16 protein-coding genes are annotated in these 20386 nt (G+C 48.2%); 9 read left to right on the forward strand and 7 right to left on the reverse strand.

The window, feature by feature from the left end:
- Nucleotides 1-9: 9 nt before the first annotated feature.
- Nucleotides 10-1362 (reverse strand): serine/threonine-protein kinase, encoded by a 1353-nt coding sequence (locus P4S59_RS00560; RefSeq protein WP_337167859.1) that lies wholly within the window; start codon nucleotides 1360-1362, stop codon nucleotides 10-12.
- A gap of 219 nt (nucleotides 1363-1581) precedes the next feature.
- On the opposite strand from P4S59_RS00560, the gene P4S59_RS00565 reads away from it, so the two are divergent.
- From P4S59_RS00565 to P4S59_RS00580, 4 genes are all read left to right on the forward strand, one after another.
- On the forward strand, nucleotides 1582-2589 hold the full coding sequence (locus P4S59_RS00565; RefSeq protein WP_012841242.1) for a LacI family DNA-binding transcriptional regulator: 1008 nt from the start codon (nucleotides 1582-1584) through the stop codon (nucleotides 2587-2589).
- A 55-nt stretch (nucleotides 2590-2644) separates the two neighbouring features.
- Nucleotides 2645-3580, forward strand: coding sequence for a LysR family transcriptional regulator (locus P4S59_RS00570; RefSeq protein ID WP_048624586.1), 936 nt, complete (start codon nucleotides 2645-2647; stop codon nucleotides 3578-3580).
- A 271-nt stretch (nucleotides 3581-3851) separates the two neighbouring features.
- Nucleotides 3852-4256, forward strand: coding sequence for an SMR family transporter (locus P4S59_RS00575; protein ID WP_109168656.1), 405 nt, complete (start codon nucleotides 3852-3854; stop codon nucleotides 4254-4256).
- Complete coding sequence (locus tag P4S59_RS00580) at nucleotides 4253-4582, forward strand: SMR family transporter (RefSeq protein ID WP_053807555.1); 330 nt, start codon at nucleotides 4253-4255, stop codon at nucleotides 4580-4582. Before P4S59_RS00575 ends, P4S59_RS00580 begins: the two co-directional genes overlap by 4 nt.
- A gap of 538 nt (nucleotides 4583-5120) precedes the next feature.
- Here P4S59_RS00580 and edd read toward each other — a convergent pair.
- Nucleotides 5121-6917: a phosphogluconate dehydratase gene (gene edd, locus P4S59_RS00585; RefSeq protein WP_337167860.1), complete on the reverse strand. Its 1797-nt coding sequence runs from the start codon at nucleotides 6915-6917 to the stop codon at nucleotides 5121-5123.
- Nucleotides 6917-7441: a gluconokinase gene (locus tag P4S59_RS00590; RefSeq protein ID WP_069492471.1), complete on the reverse strand. Its 525-nt coding sequence runs from the start codon at nucleotides 7439-7441 to the stop codon at nucleotides 6917-6919. Before P4S59_RS00590 ends, edd begins: the two co-directional genes overlap by 1 nt.
- Nucleotides 7442-7594: 153 nt before the next feature.
- Here P4S59_RS00590 and P4S59_RS00595 point away from each other — a divergent pair, with 153 nt between their 5' ends.
- Both P4S59_RS00595 and P4S59_RS00600 read left to right on the forward strand, forming a co-directional pair.
- Nucleotides 7595-8971 (forward strand): GntP family permease, encoded by a 1377-nt coding sequence (locus P4S59_RS00595; RefSeq protein WP_337167861.1) that lies wholly within the window; start codon nucleotides 7595-7597, stop codon nucleotides 8969-8971.
- Between the two features lie 9 nt (nucleotides 8972-8980).
- Nucleotides 8981-9592, forward strand: a complete 612-nt coding sequence (locus P4S59_RS00600) for a bifunctional 4-hydroxy-2-oxoglutarate aldolase/2-dehydro-3-deoxy-phosphogluconate aldolase (RefSeq protein WP_005379148.1) — start codon at nucleotides 8981-8983, stop codon at nucleotides 9590-9592.
- A gap of 105 nt (nucleotides 9593-9697) precedes the next feature.
- Here the strand turns inward: P4S59_RS00600 and xapA are convergent, their stop codons facing one another.
- Nucleotides 9698-10522, reverse strand: coding sequence for a xanthosine phosphorylase (gene xapA / locus P4S59_RS00605; protein WP_005379149.1), 825 nt, complete (start codon nucleotides 10520-10522; stop codon nucleotides 9698-9700).
- A gap of 121 nt (nucleotides 10523-10643) precedes the next feature.
- On the opposite strand from xapA, the gene P4S59_RS00610 reads away from it, so the two are divergent.
- Nucleotides 10644-11549 carry a LysR family transcriptional regulator gene (locus P4S59_RS00610; protein ID WP_005379156.1) on the forward strand — a complete coding sequence of 302 codons (906 nt, stop codon included), beginning with the start codon at nucleotides 10644-10646 and terminating at the stop codon, nucleotides 11547-11549.
- Between the two features lie 80 nt (nucleotides 11550-11629).
- Here the strand turns inward: P4S59_RS00610 and gorA are convergent, their stop codons facing one another.
- Both gorA and P4S59_RS00620 read right to left on the reverse strand, forming a co-directional pair.
- Nucleotides 11630-12985, reverse strand: a complete 1356-nt coding sequence (gorA, locus tag P4S59_RS00615; protein WP_031818769.1) for a glutathione-disulfide reductase — start codon at nucleotides 12983-12985, stop codon at nucleotides 11630-11632.
- Nucleotides 12986-13244: 259 nt separating this feature from the next.
- A complete protein-coding gene (locus P4S59_RS00620) occupies nucleotides 13245-14084 on the reverse strand; it encodes a 23S rRNA (adenine(2030)-N(6))-methyltransferase RlmJ (protein WP_005394390.1) in 840 nt (279 codons plus the stop codon).
- 394 nt (nucleotides 14085-14478) lie between these two features.
- Between P4S59_RS00620 and prlC the strand changes: the two genes are divergently transcribed.
- Nucleotides 14479-16521 (forward strand): oligopeptidase A, encoded by a 2043-nt coding sequence (gene prlC, locus P4S59_RS00625; RefSeq protein ID WP_337167862.1) that lies wholly within the window; start codon nucleotides 14479-14481, stop codon nucleotides 16519-16521.
- Nucleotides 16522-16595: 74 nt separating this feature from the next.
- On the opposite strand, the gene asnC is transcribed toward prlC, so the two are convergent.
- A complete protein-coding gene (asnC, locus tag P4S59_RS00630) occupies nucleotides 16596-17060 on the reverse strand; it encodes a transcriptional regulator AsnC (RefSeq protein ID WP_005394393.1) in 465 nt (154 codons plus the stop codon).
- A gap of 113 nt (nucleotides 17061-17173) precedes the next feature.
- On the opposite strand from asnC, the gene P4S59_RS00635 reads away from it, so the two are divergent.
- Complete coding sequence (locus tag P4S59_RS00635) at nucleotides 17174-20299, forward strand: EAL domain-containing protein (protein ID WP_337167863.1); 3126 nt, start codon at nucleotides 17174-17176, stop codon at nucleotides 20297-20299.
- Nucleotides 20300-20386 lie beyond the last annotated feature (87 nt).

A 20386-nucleotide genomic window follows, 5' to 3' on the forward strand; every position in this document is an offset into this window, starting at 1 on the left:
TTTTAAGCCTTATTGGTTGGAGCTGTCCTCAGACGCACAATTTGGCTGACAACTCATTGGAGTAGTTAGGTGCTTCTTTGGCACCGGTGTCATCATCGCCAACAACATTTTTTGTTTTATGTGTTTGGGGATATCTGGATTAGAGAGTATCCGCCTTCGTGTTAACTCCATCATGGAGCTCACTGAGAGGTGTTCGACATTCTGCCCCTTCGCGTGGAAGATAAGGCGAGTCATTTCGTACATCATATCTTCTGCAATCTTCTTCTCTTGTTGCAGTTGGATATTCTTTTGCATCATGGCGCTGCCAAATAGCACACCTGATAGCACGATGATGCCTGACAATGCAGAAGCAAGAGGGCGCCGTTGCACCAAGCGAAAGGCGCTATACAAAGGCCAGTGTTTTTTCTGCTCGATAGGGCGACGTTCGATAATTCGCTCGATATCAATGCGTAGCGCTCGTACATCTGAGTATCGCACTTGGGTGGCTGGACGCGTCGCCCGTCTTATCACCCAATACACATCAGACCAAACCGCTGGTGACGGAAACATCAACGCGAGGATTTTGCCCAATGAATAAACATCGCTTTGCTCTGTCAGTACTTGTCCTGCCTGCTGCTCAGGGCTGGCAAAATTTTGGCTAAACGCAATCAGTGCCGAGGGTGCTCCCTCTCGGGTGGAGTGCGCTTTTTGAGTCAAGTTGAAGTCGAGCAGTTTGGGTCGTTTGCTACGATCAATCAGTATATTTTCTGGTTTTAGATCGGCATGCAAAACATGATGCTGGTGGGCGTGCTCCATCGCCTGACAAATCTGCTTAAACAGCAGCAGTTTTTCTGTCTTTTCCAGCTTATTTTCTGACAGGTATTCATCTAAGGTTTGACCAAATACCCGCTCCATCACGATGTAAACTGAATCTTGATGAAGACCGCCATCAAACACTTTCGCTATGTACGGATGGTTTAGGCGCGCGAGCAGTTGTGCCTCATCGAAGAGTGCACGTTGTCCCAGCACATTACTCAAATTGCTTTGAATAAACTTGATGGCCAGATCTTGTTCGAACGTTTCATCTGCACGTAGGGCGGCGTAAACGACACCCATGCCACCGCGACCCAACTCATGAGTTAGGCGATACTTACTGATGACTTCTCCGCTTAGATCGACGTCTCGGTTCGTAGCCTGGTGAGCACCAAAGTAAAGTAACTGCGTTAGTTGTTCTTCAGGTGTCTCGTGGGCTAAAAGAGGAACGAGTTGTTGATACAGCTCAGGTTGACTTTGTTGCAATGCTTGGAGGTATTGCTGCTTTTGGGAGTCGTCCAGATCAAGCAAGTGATAGTAAATCTGGGTTTCGCTAGAGCCTAACTGCACTGTGCCTAATGTCTTATTCTTTTAGGTACGGCATTTTATAAGAACTTTGATATAAATGTCATTTATTTATTCGGCTTTGACTCACAATGTATGAAACGCAATTTGGTGGCTAATAGAATAATAACGTCATGATTTTGCGAATTATTTTCACTGAGCTTGTCGACAGAGAGTCTATTCGTCATAATGTTACTTGTAACATTACTGATAAATCACATATTTATGGCTCAACAGAATAAGAAAACTCGCACGACATTGCAGGATGTCGCAGACCAAGTTGGCGTCACGAAGATGACGGTTTCACGTTATATGCGTAACCCTGAATCGGTGGCAGAAAAGACTCGGGCCAAGATTGCGACTGCGATTGAAGAGATGGGATACATCGAAAACCGCGCCCCCGCTATGTTGTCAAAGTCGTCCAGTAAAGCCATTGGTATTTTACTGCCCTCATTATCCAACCAAATTTTTGCTTCCTTTGTTCAGGGCATCGAGATGGTAACCAAAGCCAATGGCTATGAGACGCTTTTAGCGCATTTTAGCTACGATGAGCTTGAAGAAGAACGCAAGATCGCGTCATTACTCTCTTATCAGGTCGATGGACTTATTCTAACTGAAAGCCATCACACGCCGCGTACATTGCAAATGATAAAAAATGCAGGGATCCCTGTGGTGGAAACCATGGAACTACCACCAGAGCCGATTGATATGGCGGTTGGGCTAGATCATGAAGATGCCTCGTACACGGCGGTTAAGCAGATGCTAGATTCAGGTAAGCGTACAATCGTTTATTTTGGGGCGCGTCTGGATACGCGAACCAAGCTGCGTATGCAAGGTTATGATCGCGCGATGACGGAAGCAGGGCTAGAACCTAAGCACGTATTAACGGGTGATCACTCTAGCTTCTCTTTAGCGCATGATTTGCTTGAACGCGCGCTAGAAACTCACCCAACGCTTGATGGCGTATTCTGTACCAACGACGACATCGCGATAGGGACCATGCTGAGCGCGCAACAACGTGGCATTCAAGTTCCGCAGCAGCTGGCAGTTGTGGGCTATAACGCGCTGGATATCGGTCAAACCATCAGCCCGAAACTGACTAGCGTCGATACGCCGCGTTTCAAAATCGGTGAAAAGAGCGCAGAGCTTTTGATCGCGCGTCTGAAAGGTGAAGCGCAAGAAGAAAAAGTGGTTGATATGGGGTATCAAATTACCTCAGGAGAGAGTGTTTAACTCGCAATTAACCGCTCTCTGTATTCGCTCATCAATGGTATTGGCAGGTTAGGGTATGGCACATCAGCTGGATGCATTGGATCTCAACTTAATGCGTTTATTAAAGGCAGTGGTGGAAAACCGCAGCATCAAGCTGGCCGCGATGCAGCTGGGCATTTCTCAACCGAGCGCCAGTCGCGGCGTGATGAAGCTCAAACAAGTGTTTGATGACCCGCTGTTTGTGCGTAAAGCGCATGGGGTTGAGCCGTCACCGATGGCGATTCGCCTCGCCGCCGAGTTCGACAACATGATTGCACCACTGGAAAAAGTGGTGCAAGAGTTTGAAGTGTTCGACCCACTGCAATACCAAGGGCAGATCGCGATTGTGACCGACCCTTATTTGATGGATGAGCAAGGGCAGCGATTGCTAACTGGCTGCCATCGAGCCTTTCCCAAAGCGCACTTTGCCTTTTCCAGTTGGAACAGTTACTCGCACGATGAAATGTTAGAGGGCGAGCACGATTACTGCATTCTAGACCAAGAGACCGAGCTGTCGAAAGACATTTATATGCGTCCGTTGTTTGTTGAAAAACGGGTGATTTTGGCACGTAAAAACCACCCGACTTTGTCGAAAGTCAGCAATGATTGGGACACGGTGTCCAAACTGCCTCTGGTGTCTCTGCCTGCGCCCGCCTCGTATAAACCACTTTGTACCGTGGAGTCCGAATATCGTCGTATGGGCTATGAGCCAGTGGTGTTACTGAAATCCTACAATTTGCGCGTGGCGTGCCAAATGTTGCAAGAAACCGACGCGATTATGTATGCCAGTCAAAGCTCAGCAGTATTGATGCCGGAGCTGGACTCTTACGCTATGCCTTTGGTCAACCGTGAGTTTAGCCAGTTTGTCGTCTCTGGCGGTTTCTTACAAACCAATCGCAACCATCCTTTGCACCGACACTTACATAAAGTGGTACGCCAAACCCTGAAGACGCCATTAATTTTCGCACAGTGATGACGGATTATTGTCTCGCGTCACCGAGATTCTCTGCATAAGATAACCATGAAGAAAATGTGTGATTACATAGACAACTCGATCCTAAAGATATTCAAAAATGAATATCTCAATTACCTGTCTCTTTTTCCTGCTCAGCGCTAACCTTATCTCAAATAGTCAGGAGAAGTGGCTCATTTTTATCTTTTTAACTTTTTGAATGTCGATACAGATGCGTGACATTCACCATTCTCCGTTATGCAGTTTTTTAATTTCTGATGGAGGATTCATCATGCTAGTTGCACGTCTATTTTTATTGCTCGCCATCGTTGCCGAAGTAGCAGGCACCAGCACCATGTCTTTTATCGGACAAGGTCATGGATGGTTGGGCTACATCGTGATGTACGTATTGATTGCGGTGTCGTACTACTTCCTCTCGATTGCAGCGAAAAAGATTTCTATCGGCGTGGCATACGCTGTTTGGGAAGGGTTGGGTATCTCATTGATCACGGTCGTTTCAATCGTGTTGTTTGATTCTGACTTAAATACCCAAGAGCTGCTTGGTTTGATGTTAGCTGTCATCGGCATCGTTTGTGTGACTTTAGGTGAGTCACACGGTCAATCTAACACCAAGAAAAACGCCGATAAATCGGCAAAAGAACGTTCATTTTCTACAAGTGTAAGGTGTGAATCATGAGTCAATTTTTTACGATGTCATTTGGATTTGTCGTGATGGCTGCCTTGGTCGATATCGTGGCGAACATGGCGCTCACACGTTCTCACGGCTTTAAATACAAAGGCTGGGGCATTACCGCGATTGTGTTGGTACTGGCTGCGTTCACGCTGTTGGCGCAAGCGGTGAAAGAGATCGACTTAGCCATTGCTTACGCCTCTTGGGGCGCGATCGGTATCTTGGGTACCGCAGTGGGTGGTGCTTTGCTGTTTAAGCAGAAACTCAAGCCAATCGGCTGGTTTGGTATCTTTGTGGTGATTGCTGCGGTCGTGGTGATGAAGACGGCTTGATGTAATTTACTGAATCCTACATATCGTCATTCTGAACAGCAAGAGACGAGCAAGATTCAGAATCTACCAACAAAAAAGTGCTATGGTAGAGGTGTTTTCTCTGGCTTTACAGCACCTCGATAGTAGATTCCTGATCTCGCTTAGGCTCGTCGGAATGACGGACTAATTCGTTTATTGAAAAAGAAAAATGACCAATCCCACATCTCGTCATTCTGAACAGCGAGTGACAAGCGTGATTCAGAATCTACCAACAAAAAAGTGCTGTGGCAGAGGTGTTTTCTCTGGCTTCACAGCACGTTGATAGTAGATTCCTGATCTCGCTTAGGCTCGTCGGAATGACGGACTAATTCGTTTATTGAAAAAGAAAAATGACCAATCCCACATCTCGTCATTCTGAACAGCGAGGGACGAGCGTGATTCAGAATCTACCGACAACAAAGTGCTGTGGTAGAGGTGTTTTCTCTGGTTTCACAGCACGTTGATATTAAATTCCTGATCTTGCTTAGGCTCGTCGAAATGACGAGTCTTTCATCTCGCCTTACACAATGAAGCTTGCGCCTTCTTCTGCGCTAGAGACGTTTTGGCGGATCACGCTAAACAAGCCTCGCCCCCATGTTTGTTGGGTATATTCGGTATCGAAATGAATCAACTCGCGACCAGTGGTGTCGCTTAAGTTGTTCAGTTCGCCCGTTTGGCAATCAAGGCGAATCAAATCACCGTTGCGCACCAAACCAATCGCGCCACCACGAATGGCTTCTGGAGAAACATGAATCGCAGACGGAATTTTACCTGACGCGCCAGATAAACGACCGTCAGTAACCAGCGCCACTTTAAAGCCCGCTTTTTGCACGTTACCTAAAATGGGCATCAGCTTGTGCAGTTCAGGCATGCCGTTTGCCGCTGGGCCGTTGTGTGTGACCACAACGATGCAATCTTTGTTCAGCTCACCACGTTTGTACGCGGCTTCCACTTCGTGTTGGCATTGGAATACGATCGCTGGTGCCACAATCACGCGTTGCTCTTCTTTCACCGCAGACACTTTCACCACGGCTTTACCCAAGTTGCCAGTCAGTACGCGAGTGCCGCCGGTGTTTTGGAAAGTGGCGTCCGGTTTGGCGATCACGTCACCGTCTTGGCTGCCTTGGCACGGTGTCCAAGTCAGTTGTTCATCGACAAGGCTCGGCAGCGTCATCTGATCTTCAAATTCACCAAACACGGGTTTCACATCGCGATGCAAAAGCTCGGATTCGTTCAAGCGGTGTAATAACGCAGGCACGCCACCCGCGTCTTGGAACACGTTCATATCGGCTGGGCCGTTCGGATACACGCGAGCTAACAAAGGAACCACATCCGACAGATCGCTGATGTCTTGCCACGTGAGCAAGATGCCAGCAGCACGCGCCACAGCGATCATATGAATGGTGTGGTTGGTGCTGCCGCCAGAAGCGAGTAGAGCGATGATGCCGTTGACCAAGCTCTTTTCTGTGACCACCTCGGCCAGCGGACGGAAGTGTGCAGAACCCGCCGTCATTGAGGCGATTTTCAGAGCCGCGTGATCGGTTAACGCTTTACGCAGTTGGGTATGGGGATGAATGAATGCCGAGCCTGGCAGCATCAAGCCCATGGCTTCGAACACCAACTGGTTGGTGTTGGCGGTGCCGTAAAACGTGCACGTCCCCGCAGAATGGTAAGCGCGACACTCCATATCCAGCAGAGCGTCTTTGCCGACTTCTCCCGCTGCGTATTTTTGGCGCACGTCGACTTTCTCTTCGTTGCTGATGCCTGTTGCCATCAGACCCGCTGGTACAAACGCAGTCGGTAGGTGCGCGTAAGACAGTGCGCCCATCAGTTGCCCCGGGGCAATTTTGTCACAGATGCCAAGCAGTAATGTGGCATCAAAGACATTGTGGCTCAAAGACAACGCCGTTGATTGCGCAATTAAGTCACGCGAAAACAGCGACATATCCATGCCTGCTTGACCTTGAGTCACCCCATCGCACATCGCTGGCACACAACCTGCGACTTGCGCTGTATGGCCGTAGTCCGCCAGCACTTTTTTGATTTGTGCTGGGTAGTCTTGGTACGGCTGGTGGGCGCTCAACATGTCGTTGTAAGCGCTGATCAGCGCGACATTGGCATGAGTAAAATCGAGAATATTTTTCTTTTCAGAAGAGCAAGAAGCGGCGACTGCATGGGCTAAGTTACCACAAGATAAACCAACACGGCCTTTGCCAGCTTCGGCTTGCACTTCGGTGCGAGCAAGAAACGCAGCGCGCGCTTCACGGCTGCGCTCGGTCAAACGTTGTGTGACCTCAAGAACAACAGAGTGAGTCATTACGCCACCTCGATCGCTTGCATTTTGATTAGCTCAGCGGCAGAGCGTTCCACCACGTCGCTGATGTCTCCGTCGATACTGACGATCAGAGTTTGAGGCTCGTTGTCTGGGCGCTCTAGCGTCTCGAATTGGCTCTTCACCATGTTTTCTTTCATGAAGTGGCCTTTGCGCATACGCATGCGATTAAGGATCAACTCCATATCGCCATCAAGGAACAGGAAGGTCACGTTGTCGTTGCCTTTGCGGATCTGATCGCGGTAAATCTTTTTCAGTGCTGAACAGACAATAATGCCGTGTTCGTTTTTGCTTTCTAGGCTGTACGCCGCATCACGAATGCGTTCTAGCCATGGCTTGCGATCATCATCGTTCAGAGGCTGGCCCGATGCCATTTTCTGAATGTTCGCTCGTGGATGAAGATCATCACCATCAATGAATTTACGCCCTAGCTTTTTCGCTAGATGCTCACCAATTGTGCTTTTACCACTAGCACAAACGCCCATAACGATGACACTACTACCAGCCATAACTTATCCTCATAACCAAATTTGCGCGTGATCTCAATTTTTGAATTCACTTTAAAATATGGGTTTATCTTATTCATGTTATCGGTAACATGTTACCGGTAACTGAAATAAATGTGAACCATAACACAAACAATAATTCTTAAAGGTGAACCTATGGAGCAATTAACCCAAGCCCCAGATCCTACGTTCCTACTGACGATTGCAGGCCTTGCCATTGCAGCGTTACTCGTTCTGATCATTAAACTGAAAGTCCATGCTTTTGCTTCCCTTACTATGGTGAGTTTAGGCACAGCAATCGCCACTGGCGTTCCTTCTGAGAAAGTCGTATCGACCATGATGGGCGGCTTCGGCGGCACACTGGCTTCCGTGGCATTGCTGGTTGGTCTTGGTGCGATGATCGGTAAAATTCTTGAAGTGACTGGCGGTGCGAAAGTGCTGGCAGACACTTTGATTGGTCGCTTTGGTAAAGAGCGCGCACCATTTGCTTTGGGCGTTGCTTCATTACTGTTTGGCTTCCCAATTTTCTTCGATGCTGGCCTTGTAGTGATGATGCCAATCATCCTAAGTGTGGCGGCTCGTTTTGGTGGCTCACCAATTAAATACGCGTTGCCTGCTGCCGGTGCTTTTGCGGTTATGCACGCGTTTGTTCCACCACACCCTGGCCCGGTTGCAGCGGCAGAATTCCTTGGCGCAAACATCGGTCTGCTATTGGTGGTGGGTATTTTGGTTGCTATTCCAACTTGGTACCTTGGCGCTTACCTATTTGGTTTGTACGCGGGCAAAAAATTCGATATCCCACTATCTAAAGCCTTCTTTAATGGCGAAGCGATGGTGGATGAGCGCAACGCACCAAAATTTGGCACGGTTATGACCATCCTTGTGCTGCCAGTCCTGCTAATCTGTTTGGATACGGTATTGAACACACTGGCGGTTGCAGGTTTGATTGATGGCAAAACGGCACTGGTTGAGTTCCTACGTATGCTAGGTAAAACCCCAGTCGCGTTGCTGATTACTTTGATTGTCTGTCTGGCTGTGTTTGCCAAAGACTACGGCATGGCAAAACTAGAAAAATTATGTGGTGAGTCATTGGCTCCAATCTGTGGTGTTATCCTAGTAACGGGCGCAGGTGGCATGTTTGGAGGCGTACTGCGCTCAAGTGGTATCGGTGATGCACTGGCTGACGTTCTTACAGACACAGGTATGCCTGTGATTGTGGCGGCGTTTGTGATTTCAACCTGTCTGCGTGTTGCTCAAGGCTCGGCAACCGTAGCGCTAACCACGACGGCGGCTCTTATCGCGCCAGTTGTGGCAGCATCAACAGGTTTGAGTGAACTAGACCTTTGCTTTATCGTAATCGCGATTGCGGGTGGTGCAACGGTAATGTCTCACTTCAATGACTCTGGTTTCTGGTTGGTCTCTCGTCTGCTTGAGATGGATGAGAAAACCACATTAAAAACTTGGACGGTAATGGAAACGTTACTTGGTGGTATCGCGTTTATTATCGTCGCAACATTAAGCTTTATTCTTTAGAGGTTCCCCATGACAACACTTGAACAACGATTAAGAGAAATCAAAATCGTCCCAGTTATCGCAATCAACGATGTAGCACACGCTCTGCCACTGGCAAAAGTGTTGGTAGAAAACGGTTTACCATGTGCTGAAGTAACATTCCGCACAGAAGCGGCGGCGGAGTCGATTCGCATCATGCGTGAAGCGTACCCAGAGCTGTTGATTGGCGCGGGCACCGTTCTGACCACAGAACAAGTGGATATCGCGATCGAAGCGGGCGTGGACTTTATCGTTAGCCCAGGTTTCAACCCAACCACAGTGAAATACTGTCAGCAACGTGGCGTGACTATCGTACCAGGTGTAAACAACCCAAGCTTGGTTGAGCAAGCGATGGAAATGGGTCTGCGTACGTTGAAGTTCTTCCCTGCTGAGCCATCAGGCGGCGTAAGCATGCTGAAAGCACTCACGGCGGTTTACCCAGTGGAATTCATGCCAACAGGTGGCGTAAGCCCATCCAACGTGGAAGATTACCTAGCGCTGAAATCGGTTGTTGCTTGTGGCGGTACTTGGATGGTGCCAACCGCAATGATGGACAACGGCGATTGGGAAGGTATTGCTGAATTGGTTCGCGCAGTTAAGTAAAACGCACAAACGGCTCCGAAATACCCCCGAACGTTAGAAAACGTGATACGAAAAAGGGTCATCAAGTTACTTGATGACCCTTTTGCTTTTTGGAATGAAGCGGCTTTAGAAGTGATGCTTCATAAAGCGCTTAATAAAGCGAATGAAATCTGCTTCGGCTAGCTTCGCGCACTTCAATGTTTGGGCGTGAGACAATTCTACATCTCCCAAGCCTTCTGCCATGTTGGTGATCGCACACACTGCCAATACGGGTAAGCCGCAATGCGCTGCAGAAATCACTTCTGGCACGACCGACATGCCCACTACATCACCACCGATGATTTGCATCATGCGGATTTCGGCTGCGGTCTCAAAGTTGGGGCCAGTGTAAGAGACAAACACGCCTTCATTCAGGTGAATACCATTGGCTTTGCCGACTTCAAACGCTTCTGCGCGTAGGTCTTTGTCGTACGCATTGGCGAGGCTGAAGAACCTCGGGCCGTACTCTTCATCATTCGGACCGATCATTGGCGATTCAGGCATGGTATTGATGTGGTCATGAAATACCACCAGAGAACCGACATCAATACGCTCAGGGCGAAGTGAGCCTGCTGCGTTGGTGACGAGCAAAAACTCACAGCCCAGCTTTTTAAAGGTGCGCACGGGCGTGGTCATGACCTTCATTGAGCCGTGTTCGTAGTAGTGACCGCGACCTTTCATGCACACTACGTCTACGCCGCCCATGGTACCAAGCACCAACTCACCAGAGTGGCCTTGCACGGTGCTAACCGGAAAGCCTTCGAGCTCTTCGTATGGAATGACCACTTTGTCTTGTAGTTCGTCTGCCAATACGCCTAAGCCAGAGCCTAAAATAAACGCCGCTTTAGGTTGGAAGTTTGGTTTGCGTTCGCGAATGGTTTGTAGTGCGCCGATTACTGGATCGTGATTCATGTTAGTCACCTTCTGGTTGTGTGTTGATTCCATTGTGTGACTTTCTGCGCTAGTTATCTTTGCTTTATTCGCTACTATCATCCTTAAAAAGAGGATGATGAAATTCACTAGGACTCAATGCATGAAGTCAGAACCATTTGAGCGCGTGACGCTGAAGATGCTGCGTTACTTTTACGAGGTCGCACAAACCAAGCATTTCACTAAGGCCGCCGAGAACCTCAATATCACCAATTCGCCGTTGAGCAATCGCATCAAAGAGTTGGAAGAAGTGCTTAACGTCAAACTGTTTGAGCGTGATTCAAGAAACGTCATGCTGACGGAGGCCGGGCGATTGTTGGAGTCCAAATGCCAACTGATTTTTCAGACCTTGGATGTCTCGCTCAATCAAGTGCAGCAAGTGGGGTTGAACCAGAGAAACATCCTGCGAGTCGGTGTGGTAAGTAGCGCATTTTGGGGCGGATTTGATCGTCTGTTACAGCGCTTCCATGCTGAGCATGACACTTATCACGCCGACATTTTTGACCTCAACCCAGAGACGCAAAAGAAGCATCTGAGCGAGAAGAAAATCGATGTGGGCATTGTTCGTTTTGCCGATGCACTCAACATTTATCCGTATCAGTCGGTGTCTTTGGGCAAAGATGTGTTTGTGGTGGCGGTGTCGGAGCAACATGAGTTAGCCAGCAAATCTTTGCTGCGGCTCCAAGATTTAAAGACGTGTGAGTTTGCGTTTATGAGTTTGGCGAATTCTGCCTCGGCAAACTTCATCATCAATGCCTGTCTGCAAGAAGGCTTTTCACCCCATATTGGCAAACAAGTGGTGGAGCCAAGCACCTTGATGGCGTATGTAGCAAACAGCAACACCGTGACGTTGGTGCCGTCGACGTTTTCTCAGCATCATTGGCATGGGATTCGTTTTATCAAGCTGAAAGAGTCACTGCGTGCAGACTTGTGTCTGATTCATGACGGTAAGCAGGAGAGTGCTATCAAAGCCGAGTTTATTCGCACGTTATTGGAGAATGCGAGTTAAGCATGGGCAAACAAAAAAGGTCACCCTAAGGTGACCTTTTAGAATGATTCGCTGAAATCAGCAATGCGATTAGCGCGCAATTAACGCATCGTTACGAATTCTTCTGAGCCCGTTGGGTGGATAGCCACAACAGAGTCGAAGTCTGCTTTGGTTGCGCCCATCTTCATTGCTACGCCGAAGCCTTGGATCATTTCATCTACCGTGAAACCGATGCCGTGCAGACCAACAACCGTTTCTTCTTCGCCCGCACATACAAGCTTCATCTTACATGGTTGACGGTGCTTAGTAACGGCGGTGTACATCGCAGTAAAGCCAGATGTGTAGACTTTGATGTTGTCTTTGCCGTACTTCTCTTCCGCTTCTTGCGTTGTAAGACCGATAGTGCCGATTGGTGGGTGGCTAAATACCACAGTTGGTACCAAATCGTAGTCCATCTTCGCGTTTGGTTTGTTGTTGAACAGACGCTCAGAAAGTTGACGACCCGCTTTCACTGCTACTGGCGTTAGCTCGATACCGCCTTCCATGATGTCACCCACACAGTAGATGCCTTTCACGTTGGTTTCTTGGTATTCGTCTACCTTAATGTAGCCTTTTTCGTTCGTTGCCACGCCAGTTGACGCTAGATTGATTGCGTCTGTCGCTGGGTGACGACCGATTGCCCAAATCAGTTGGTCAACGTTTTGGCTCTCACCGTTTTCTAGGTGCAGAGTTAGGCTGCCATCGGCTTCTTTTACCACTTCTTTTGGTACAGAATGGGTGTGCAGTGTTGGACCTTCTGCGTCCATCACTTCAACCAACGTATCGATGATCATTGGATCGAAGCTACGCAGTGGTGATTCTTTACGTACGAACAGGTGCGTTTCTGTACCTAGTGCGTGCAGTACGCCAGCAATTTCAACTGCGATGTAGCCAGCGCCCACAACCGCAACGCGTTTTGGTTGCTCTGCTAGGTCGAAGAAGCCGTTTGAATCGATGCCGTATTCAGCGCCTGGAATGTTTGGAATAGTAGGACGACCACCAACCGCGATCAGGATGTGATCCGCTGTGTAGTGTTCACCGTTTACTTCGACAGTTTTTTCGTCAACAAACTTAGCAAAGCCTTTAATCACGTTTACTTTGTTGTTGCCAAGAACGCGATCGTAAGATTGGTGAATACGACCAATGTACGCCTGACGGCTCTCAACCAGTTTGCTCCAGTCGAAACCTTTCACGTCGACATCAAAACCGTAATCTTCTGCGTACAGGTTCATTGCTTCTGCGATTTGTGCGCCGTGCCACATCACTTTCTTCGGTACACAACCTACGTTGACACAGGTACCGCCAAGGTCTTGAGCTTCGATTAGCGCAACTTTCGCGCCGTACATCGCCGCACGGTTTGCAGATGCGATGCCGCCACTGCCGCCACCGATACAGATATAGTCAAAATGAGTCGCCATTACTTTCTCCAAGAGCTTATAAATTTTATCTGGTACATAGATAGATTGGGATGACCTTGCCCGAACTCAATGCCACCGTTATCCCACTATCATAAATCGAATGTAACGAATTCCTAAATGGGAAAAAGCGACATTACTTATGACAAATAGCGATGAGAGGTATAAAAAGAAGAATAAGCGCGATCAGACGGCGGAGTTGAGAGCATAAAAAAGCGCAACGAAAATGTCGTTGCGCTAGAAGGTTTCGGTGCAGATGAGCTTACTCTGGAACAATCCAGTCCACTTTCCAGTGGCCGGTAGCTGGTGCGATCGCGTCTTGCAGGAATGGAAGAATCTCTTTCATCTGGCTTTCCAGTTTCCACGGCGGGTTAATCACAATCATGCCGGATGCCGTCATGCCGCGCTCGTTGGTATCGGGTGCGACACCTAACTCGATTTGCAGAATTTTACGAATGCCCAGTGCTTCCAGGCCTTCGATCATATCTTCGATGTCGTGACGGTTTACCACTGGGTACCAAATCGCGTAGATACCGGTTGCCCAACGCTTATGGCTCTGATGAATCGCGCGCACTACATCGCGGTACTCTTTCGCGAGCTCGTATGGTGGGTCAATCAGCACCAAACCACGACGCTCTTGTGGTGGTAAGCTTGCTTTTAGACGCTGGAACCCGTCCTCTTTGAAGATGCTCACTTGGCGATCGCGATGGAATTCTTGCTCCAACAGCGGGTGATCGGCTGGGTGCAGCTCCGTCAGCACCATGCGATCTTGTGGGCGGATTTGCGCGCGCGCCACACGTGGTGAGCCTGGGTAGTAACGCAGCTTCTCGCCGTTGTTGAGCACTTTGATGGCATCGATGTAGCTTTTGATATCTTCAGGAATGTTTGGGTTATCCCAAATACGCGCGATGCCTTGCTTGTATTCGCCCGTTTTTTCAGACCATTCGTGAGTCAGATCGTAACGGCCCACACCCGAGTGGGTATCGTGATAAACGAATGGCTTATCTTTTTGTTTCAGCGCATCAAGAATGAGGCTTTGAACGATGTGTTTGACCACGTCGGCATGGTTGCCAGCGTGGAAGCTGTGGCGGTAACTTAACAAATTAAACTCTCGAAACACTCTTTGGCTGAGTGTGGTCTGTGATTTTCACTCTATGGCGGTATTATACTCAAGTAACTTAAAGATGTAGAACTTCCAATCAAATCTGTTCCTCTGATAAGGGGACGCTATTGAAATTTCTTTAAGTCACCCACACTTACTATTGGTAATCGAATTGAACTAGGTGAGTTTCTCGTGCTCAAAGAGTGTGAAATCTCATTTAGGTATAACAAGACTCAAGGACAGAGTAGCGCTCGTTGACTATATGGTCATCGCAGCATAGAGAAAGGGAACGGAGCTCCCCAATCCATGTTGCTGGCTCGTCTGTACATTGAGTTGGCCTATCTACACAAAATAGACAGGCAATCACAGAGTCAAAACACAAAAGGAATTATTCATGTCTAATCCTCTTCTGACGTTTACGGACTTACCTCCGTTTTCTCAAATTAAACCAGAACACATCAAGCCTGCCGTTGAACAAGCGATTGCTGACTGCCGAGCGAAAATCGATGAAGTTCTAAAAGATAATACTCAACCTACTTGGGACAGTGTGATTGCGCCAATTGAAGAAGCGGATGACCGCTTAAGCCGCATTTGGTCGCCAGTGGGTCACATGAACTCCGTGGTGAACAGCGAAGATCTGCGTGAAGCGTACGAAAGTTGTTTGCCAATTTTGTCAGAGTACGGCACTTGGGTTGGTCAGCACAAAGGCCTGTACGAAGCGTACAAAGCGATTAAAGCCAGTGATGCATTCGCAACGCTGACTCGCGCTCAACAAAAAACCATCACCGATGCGCTACGAGACTTTGAGTTATCGGGTATTGGTTTACCATCCGATGAGCAGCACCGTTACGGCGAAATCAGCAAGCGCATGTCTGAGCTCAGCTCTAAATTCTCTAACAATGTACTGGATGCCACCATGGGTTGGACCAAGCACATCACGGATGAGAAAGACCTTGCTGGCATGCCAGAATCGGCGTTGGCAGCAGCGAAAGCCGCTGCAGAAGCAAAAGAGCTCGATGGCTACCTCATTACGCTGGATATCCCATCTTACCTACCTGTCATGACGTACTGCGACAACCAAGAGTTGCGCAAAGAAGTGTACGAAGCATACGTGACGCGCGCCTCTGATCGCGGTCCAAATGCTGGTAAGTGGGACAACTCAGAAATCATTACTGAGCAACTGAGACTGCGTCACGAAATTTCACGCATGTTGGGTTTCAATACTTACAGCGAGAAATCGTTAGCAACGAAAATGGCCGAAACGCCAGATCAAGTGTTGGGCTTCTTGAATGACCTAGCGACACGTGCGAAACCGCAAGGTGAACGTGAAGTCGAAGAGTTGCGTCAGTTTGCGAAAAGTGAGTTTGGCGTTGAAGAATTGAATGTGTGGGATATCGCTTACTACAGCGAGAAACAAAAGCAGCACCTGTTCCAAATCTCGGATGAAGAACTGCGCCCGTACTTCCCAGAGTCAAAGGTTGTCAGTGGTCTGTTTGAAGTGCTAAACCGCGTGTTTGGCATGACAGTTACTGAGCGAGAAGGCGTGGACACTTGGCACGAATCTGTGCGTTTCTTCGATATCTTTGACGCTGAAGGCGCACTGCGTGGCAGTTTCTACTTAGATCTCTACGCACGTGAGCACAAACGTGGTGGTGCGTGGATGGATGACTGTCGTGGTCGTCGTATTACGCTCTCTGGTGAACTGCAAACGCCGGTGGCGTACCTAACGTGTAACTTCAACCGTCCAGTGGGCGACAAGCCAGCACTGTTCACGCACGATGAAGTTGTGACGCTATTCCATGAGTTTGGTCATGGAATCCACCACATGCTGACGCAAGTAGAAACTGGCGCGGTATCAGGCATTAATGGCGTACCTTGGGATGCGGTTGAATTGCCAAGTCAGTTCCTGGAAAACTGGTGTTGGGAAGAAGACGCACTGGCGTTCATTTCTGGTCACTATGAGACAGGCGAGCCGTTGCCAAAAGCGATGCTAGATAAGATGCTCGCGGCGAAAAACTTCCAGTCGGCGATGGGTATTTTGCGTCAGCTAGAATTCGGTTTGTTCGACTTTACTCTGCACACCGAATACGACCCAGAAGTGGGTGCACGCGTTTTAGAAACGCTGGCGAAAGTGAAAGAGAAAGTCGCGGTGGTTCCAGCTGTTGAGTGGGCGCGCTTCTCGCACAGCTTTGGTCACATCTTCGCTGGTGGTTACAGCGCGGGTTACTACAGCTATCTGTGGGCTGAAGTGCTGTCGTCAGACGCGTATTCTCGCTTTGAAGAAGAAGGCATCTTCAACAAAGAAACGGGTCAAAGCTTCCTGAATAACATCCTAGAAATGGGTGGCAGTGAAGAGCCAATGGAGCTGTTTAAGCGCTTCCGTGGTCGTGAACCACAAATTGATGCGCTATTGCGCCATTCTGGTATTGCAGCGTAAGCGCACGCTGTCTTTTCAAAAATACTAGGGCCAACCATTCGGTTGGCCTTTTTTGTCCATTTTTTATAAAAAATTCACGGATTCACACTGCGGTTAATTGGGTTCTGCAGCGATATCAATGTTTCCGTAGACTGAACCTCATCAATGGCTTGCAGCTTATCAATCAGCACAAATTGCAGTTCTTCAATCGATTTGCACATCAATTTGACGAATATGTTATACGCGCCCGTGGTGTAGTAAGCTTCAACGACTTCGTCGAGCGCGTTGAGTTTTTCTAGCGCGGAATGGTAATCGCGAGCTGCGTTTAGGTTAATACCAATGAAGCAGCACACATCGTAGCCGAGCTTTTTGGTATTTACGATCACCTCCGTTCCTTCGATGATGTCAGCCGATTTCATCTTCTCAATACGCACATGGATAGTGGCAGGGCTGACATCGAACTGCTTTGCCATTTCTGCGTAGGGCGTTCTGGCGTCAGCCATCAGTGTTTTTAATATTGCGCGGTCAAGGTCGTCGAGTTTCGGCAGGCTCGCATTCATACTATTATTTCCGTTAGGGATAGAGTTTTACCTCCCTTTTATACTCATAGCGGATAGGATTCACAAGGTTTGGCAGGAGTAACTGCGGGTTAACTCCGAGCTATGGAGATAATGTGCAGCGTTTTCTGGTTATTGTCGCGCTATGTTGGAGCGCGTTTGCCGCGGCCTCAGATCCGAAAGTTTTGGTCGTGCACTCCTATCATCAAGGTTTTTTCTGGACGGATTCCATACAGCGAGGTATCGAGCAGCAATTGGGTGATCGATCGCTGGATATGCGTGTGCTCTATTTAGACTCGAAACGTAACCAGAGTGAGCAGTTTTTCGCTCAGCTTGAATCCTTATATCGTACGAAATTAAGCAAAGAACGATTCGATGCCATTTTAGTGAGTGATAACAACGCGCTTGAACTGATGCAGCGTTTGGCGCCAATCATCAAAGACACCCCGGTTATATTTAACGGCATCAACAATTATCATCCTTCTTTGCACCAATCTCTGAACGCAACAGGAGTAACAGAAGATGTCGATTTGGAGGCAAATTTAGCCCTCATAGAGCGACTACACCCTGATTACACCCAAATTCTTATTGTCAGTGACCATTCCGTAACGGGAGAGGTATTACGCTATCAAATCGACGATTTTGTACATGAACATCCGCAATATCGCGACAAAATCGTGCAAGTTATTCCTGATAGTATCATTGACTTAAAGCAACAAGTAGCGAAGCTGAATAAAGATAAAGTCGTCCTGTTTTGGACTTATTACCGAGATAAACAGGGTGTGGTTGGCAGTGAACGTGACTGGATTGGCGTCAACAGAGCCTCAAATGCGCCGCTGTTTATGGTGCACGACATTGGCTTAGGGCACGGTGCGGTTGGTGGCGTGATCCAAAGTGGTTATCGGCATGGCATTGAGAGTGCTGAGATACTTGAGTTTGTGTTGGATAACCCTGACCAAGCTCTGCCAGCCGTGAAGAAAAGTGATTCTGAAATCAAGCTCGATTATCAAGCTGTAGTGCGCTGGGGGCTGGGTGCTGAGCAAGAGGTCTCTGCGGTATTTTTTAATAAACCGATGAAGTTTTCTGAGCGTTTTGCCAAAGAAATTCGCTTGTTTGGTAGCCTGTTTGTGGTGATGTCGGTGGTCATTTTGTTGATGGGTTACTATTTACAGCGGATGCGTCGCAGCGAGAGTGCCGCGCGAGAAAGCCAAGCCATCTTAGAGTCGATTTTTGATCAGAGCATGCAGTATATGGGCATTTTGGATGCCAACGGTGTACTTAAATCGGGCAACGATCACCTGCAATCTTTGCTGTATCACCAAGGGCTGCGCTTAGACCGACCACTTTGGTTTCATCCCAATTGGAGTGAGAAAGCACAAGCGTTGCTTGAGGCGTATTTCCACGTGCCTCACCATCAAGTGTCGACGTTTGAGGCTGAAATTTGGAGTAAAGAGCACGGTACATTGGTGTTGGAAATTTCACTCAAGCCTTTTTCTCAGCAAGTAGGAAATCAAAAGCAATACTTGTTTGAAGCGCGCGATATCACTAGTCGTAAGTTGATGGAAGATAAGCTCTATCAACGCGAATCAACCCTGCGTAACTATTATGAGCAACAGCCTGTCATGATGGTGACACTCGACAGCAATAACCGCATTCAAGAAGTGAATCGATTTGCTCAGCTACTCCTTGGCTACAAACCGATGGACATGCTCGGACACCGCCTGAGGGAGTTTTATTTTGATGACAAGGTACTGTTTCCTCGCCAAGTGCTATTGCAACCCAATCAACAGGTGCATGGGGTCTGGCGACGTGAAGTCGAGTATCGCCATGCAAATGGTCATCGTGTTTGGGTACGTGAGAACATTCGTCCACTGAGTGAATCTGATCAGCTGTTGATTGTGGGTGAAGATATTACAGAAACCAAACAGCTTTCCGAGAAACTGGAATATCAAGCGCGCTATGACTTACTGACAGGGACTTATAACCGAAACCACTTTGAACTAGAGCTCAAGACCGCACTGCGTGAGGTGGACAGCCATCGTCGCGTCCACGCGATGCTGTACCTCGACTTAGATCAGCTAAAAGTCCTCAATGATACGGTTGGGCATGATGCGGGTGACGCGGCGATTCAATTTTGCGCCAGCATGTTAGAGGAAGTGCTGCCATACAATTCCATCTTGGCTCGAATGGGAGGCGATGAGTTTGCGGTACTACTCAAAGATTGCGACGAATACGGCGCCATTAATATCGCTAAACTGATCATCTCGACGTTGAGTGAGCATCTCTTTATTTGGGAAGATACACGCTTGTTCATCAGTTGTTCTATTGGTATTCGTATCATCGACCATACGGCAGAGACGCCGCAAATGGTGCACGCTCAAGCAGACTCTGCGTGTCATGCCGCCAAGGAGCAAGGCCGTAACCGCTACAATCTGTTCAGCTTAGATAACGAAGAGCTACAACGTCGCCAGATGGAAATGCAGAGCGTCAATCTGGTGCATGAGGCATTGTCGAATCAGCGTTTAGAGTTATTTGCTCAACCGATCAAAAGCTTACAAAAGCACGATGCTCAGATGTATTTTGAGATTTTAGTGCGCATTCGCAATGGATATGGTGATTATGTTTCTCCTGCATTGTTTATTCCTGCCTCCGAGCGCTACAACATTGCGCATTGGATTGATAAACAGGTCATTACTCAAACGCTAGAATGGTTTGAGCAACGCCCGGAGGTGGTTGAAAAACTCGGTCGTTGTTCGATAAACCTTTCAGGTCAATCTATGGGGAATCAAGAGTTTATCGATTTCTTATTGGAACGACTGGAACGTTCGTCCATGCCGTGTGAAAAAATCTGTCTAGAAATCACCGAGACAGCAGCGATGAGTAATCTTGAGCAAGCCATTGAGCTCTTCACCAAGCTCAAAGCGTTGGGTTGTATGATTGCATTGGATGATTTCGGCTCGGGCTTGTCTTCATTTGGTTACTTAAAGAAACTTCCCGTTGATATCGTGAAAATTGATGGCCTTTTCGTGCGAGATATCAACGTAAATGAAATGGACCGTGTAATGGTTCGCTCGATCAATGATCTGGCAAAACAGCTAGGCAAAGTGACGGTGGCGGAGTTTGTCGAAAACGAACAAGTCATGCAGCATTTGATCGATCTTGGTGTGGATTATGGCCAAGGCTACGGTATTGGGCATCCTCAACCGCTTTCTGAGTTAGTTGAGCGACTGACGGCTGAGTAGTCTTGTCATATCAAGCTCAACCTAGCATTGAGAGGTAACTTAGGTATACACTCAGCGCCAGTTACCGCGATTTTTTATTGGAGCCTC

It is taken from the genome of Vibrio sp. M60_M70, assembly GCF_037162085.1.
Lineage (GTDB): Bacteria > Pseudomonadota > Gammaproteobacteria > Enterobacterales > Vibrionaceae > Vibrio > Vibrio diabolicus.

Coding starts and splice junctions, on each gene's coding strand:
- P4S59_RS00565 (WP_012841242.1), top strand. CDS start 1,582: ATGGCTCAACAGAATAAGAAAACTCGCACGACATTGCAGGATGTCGCA.
- P4S59_RS00570 (WP_048624586.1), top strand. CDS start 2,645: ATGGCACATCAGCTGGATGCATTGGATCTCAACTTAATGCGTTTATTA.
- P4S59_RS00575 (WP_109168656.1), top strand. CDS start 3,852: ATGCTAGTTGCACGTCTATTTTTATTGCTCGCCATCGTTGCCGAAGTA.
- P4S59_RS00580 (WP_053807555.1), top strand. CDS start 4,253: ATGAGTCAATTTTTTACGATGTCATTTGGATTTGTCGTGATGGCTGCC.
- edd (WP_337167860.1), bottom strand. CDS start 6,917: ATGACTCACTCTGTTGTTCTTGAGGTCACACAACGTTTGACCGAGCGC.
- P4S59_RS00590 (WP_069492471.1), bottom strand. CDS start 7,441: ATGGCTGGTAGTAGTGTCATCGTTATGGGCGTTTGTGCTAGTGGTAAA.
- P4S59_RS00595 (WP_337167861.1), top strand. CDS start 7,595: ATGGAGCAATTAACCCAAGCCCCAGATCCTACGTTCCTACTGACGATT.
- P4S59_RS00600 (WP_005379148.1), top strand. CDS start 8,981: ATGACAACACTTGAACAACGATTAAGAGAAATCAAAATCGTCCCAGTT.
- xapA (WP_005379149.1), bottom strand. CDS start 10,522: ATGAATCACGATCCAGTAATCGGCGCACTACAAACCATTCGCGAACGC.
- P4S59_RS00610 (WP_005379156.1), top strand. CDS start 10,644: ATGAAGTCAGAACCATTTGAGCGCGTGACGCTGAAGATGCTGCGTTAC.
- gorA (WP_031818769.1), bottom strand. CDS start 12,985: ATGGCGACTCATTTTGACTATATCTGTATCGGTGGCGGCAGTGGCGGC.
- prlC (WP_337167862.1), top strand. CDS start 14,479: ATGTCTAATCCTCTTCTGACGTTTACGGACTTACCTCCGTTTTCTCAA.
- asnC (WP_005394393.1), bottom strand. CDS start 17,060: ATGAATGCGAGCCTGCCGAAACTCGACGACCTTGACCGCGCAATATTA.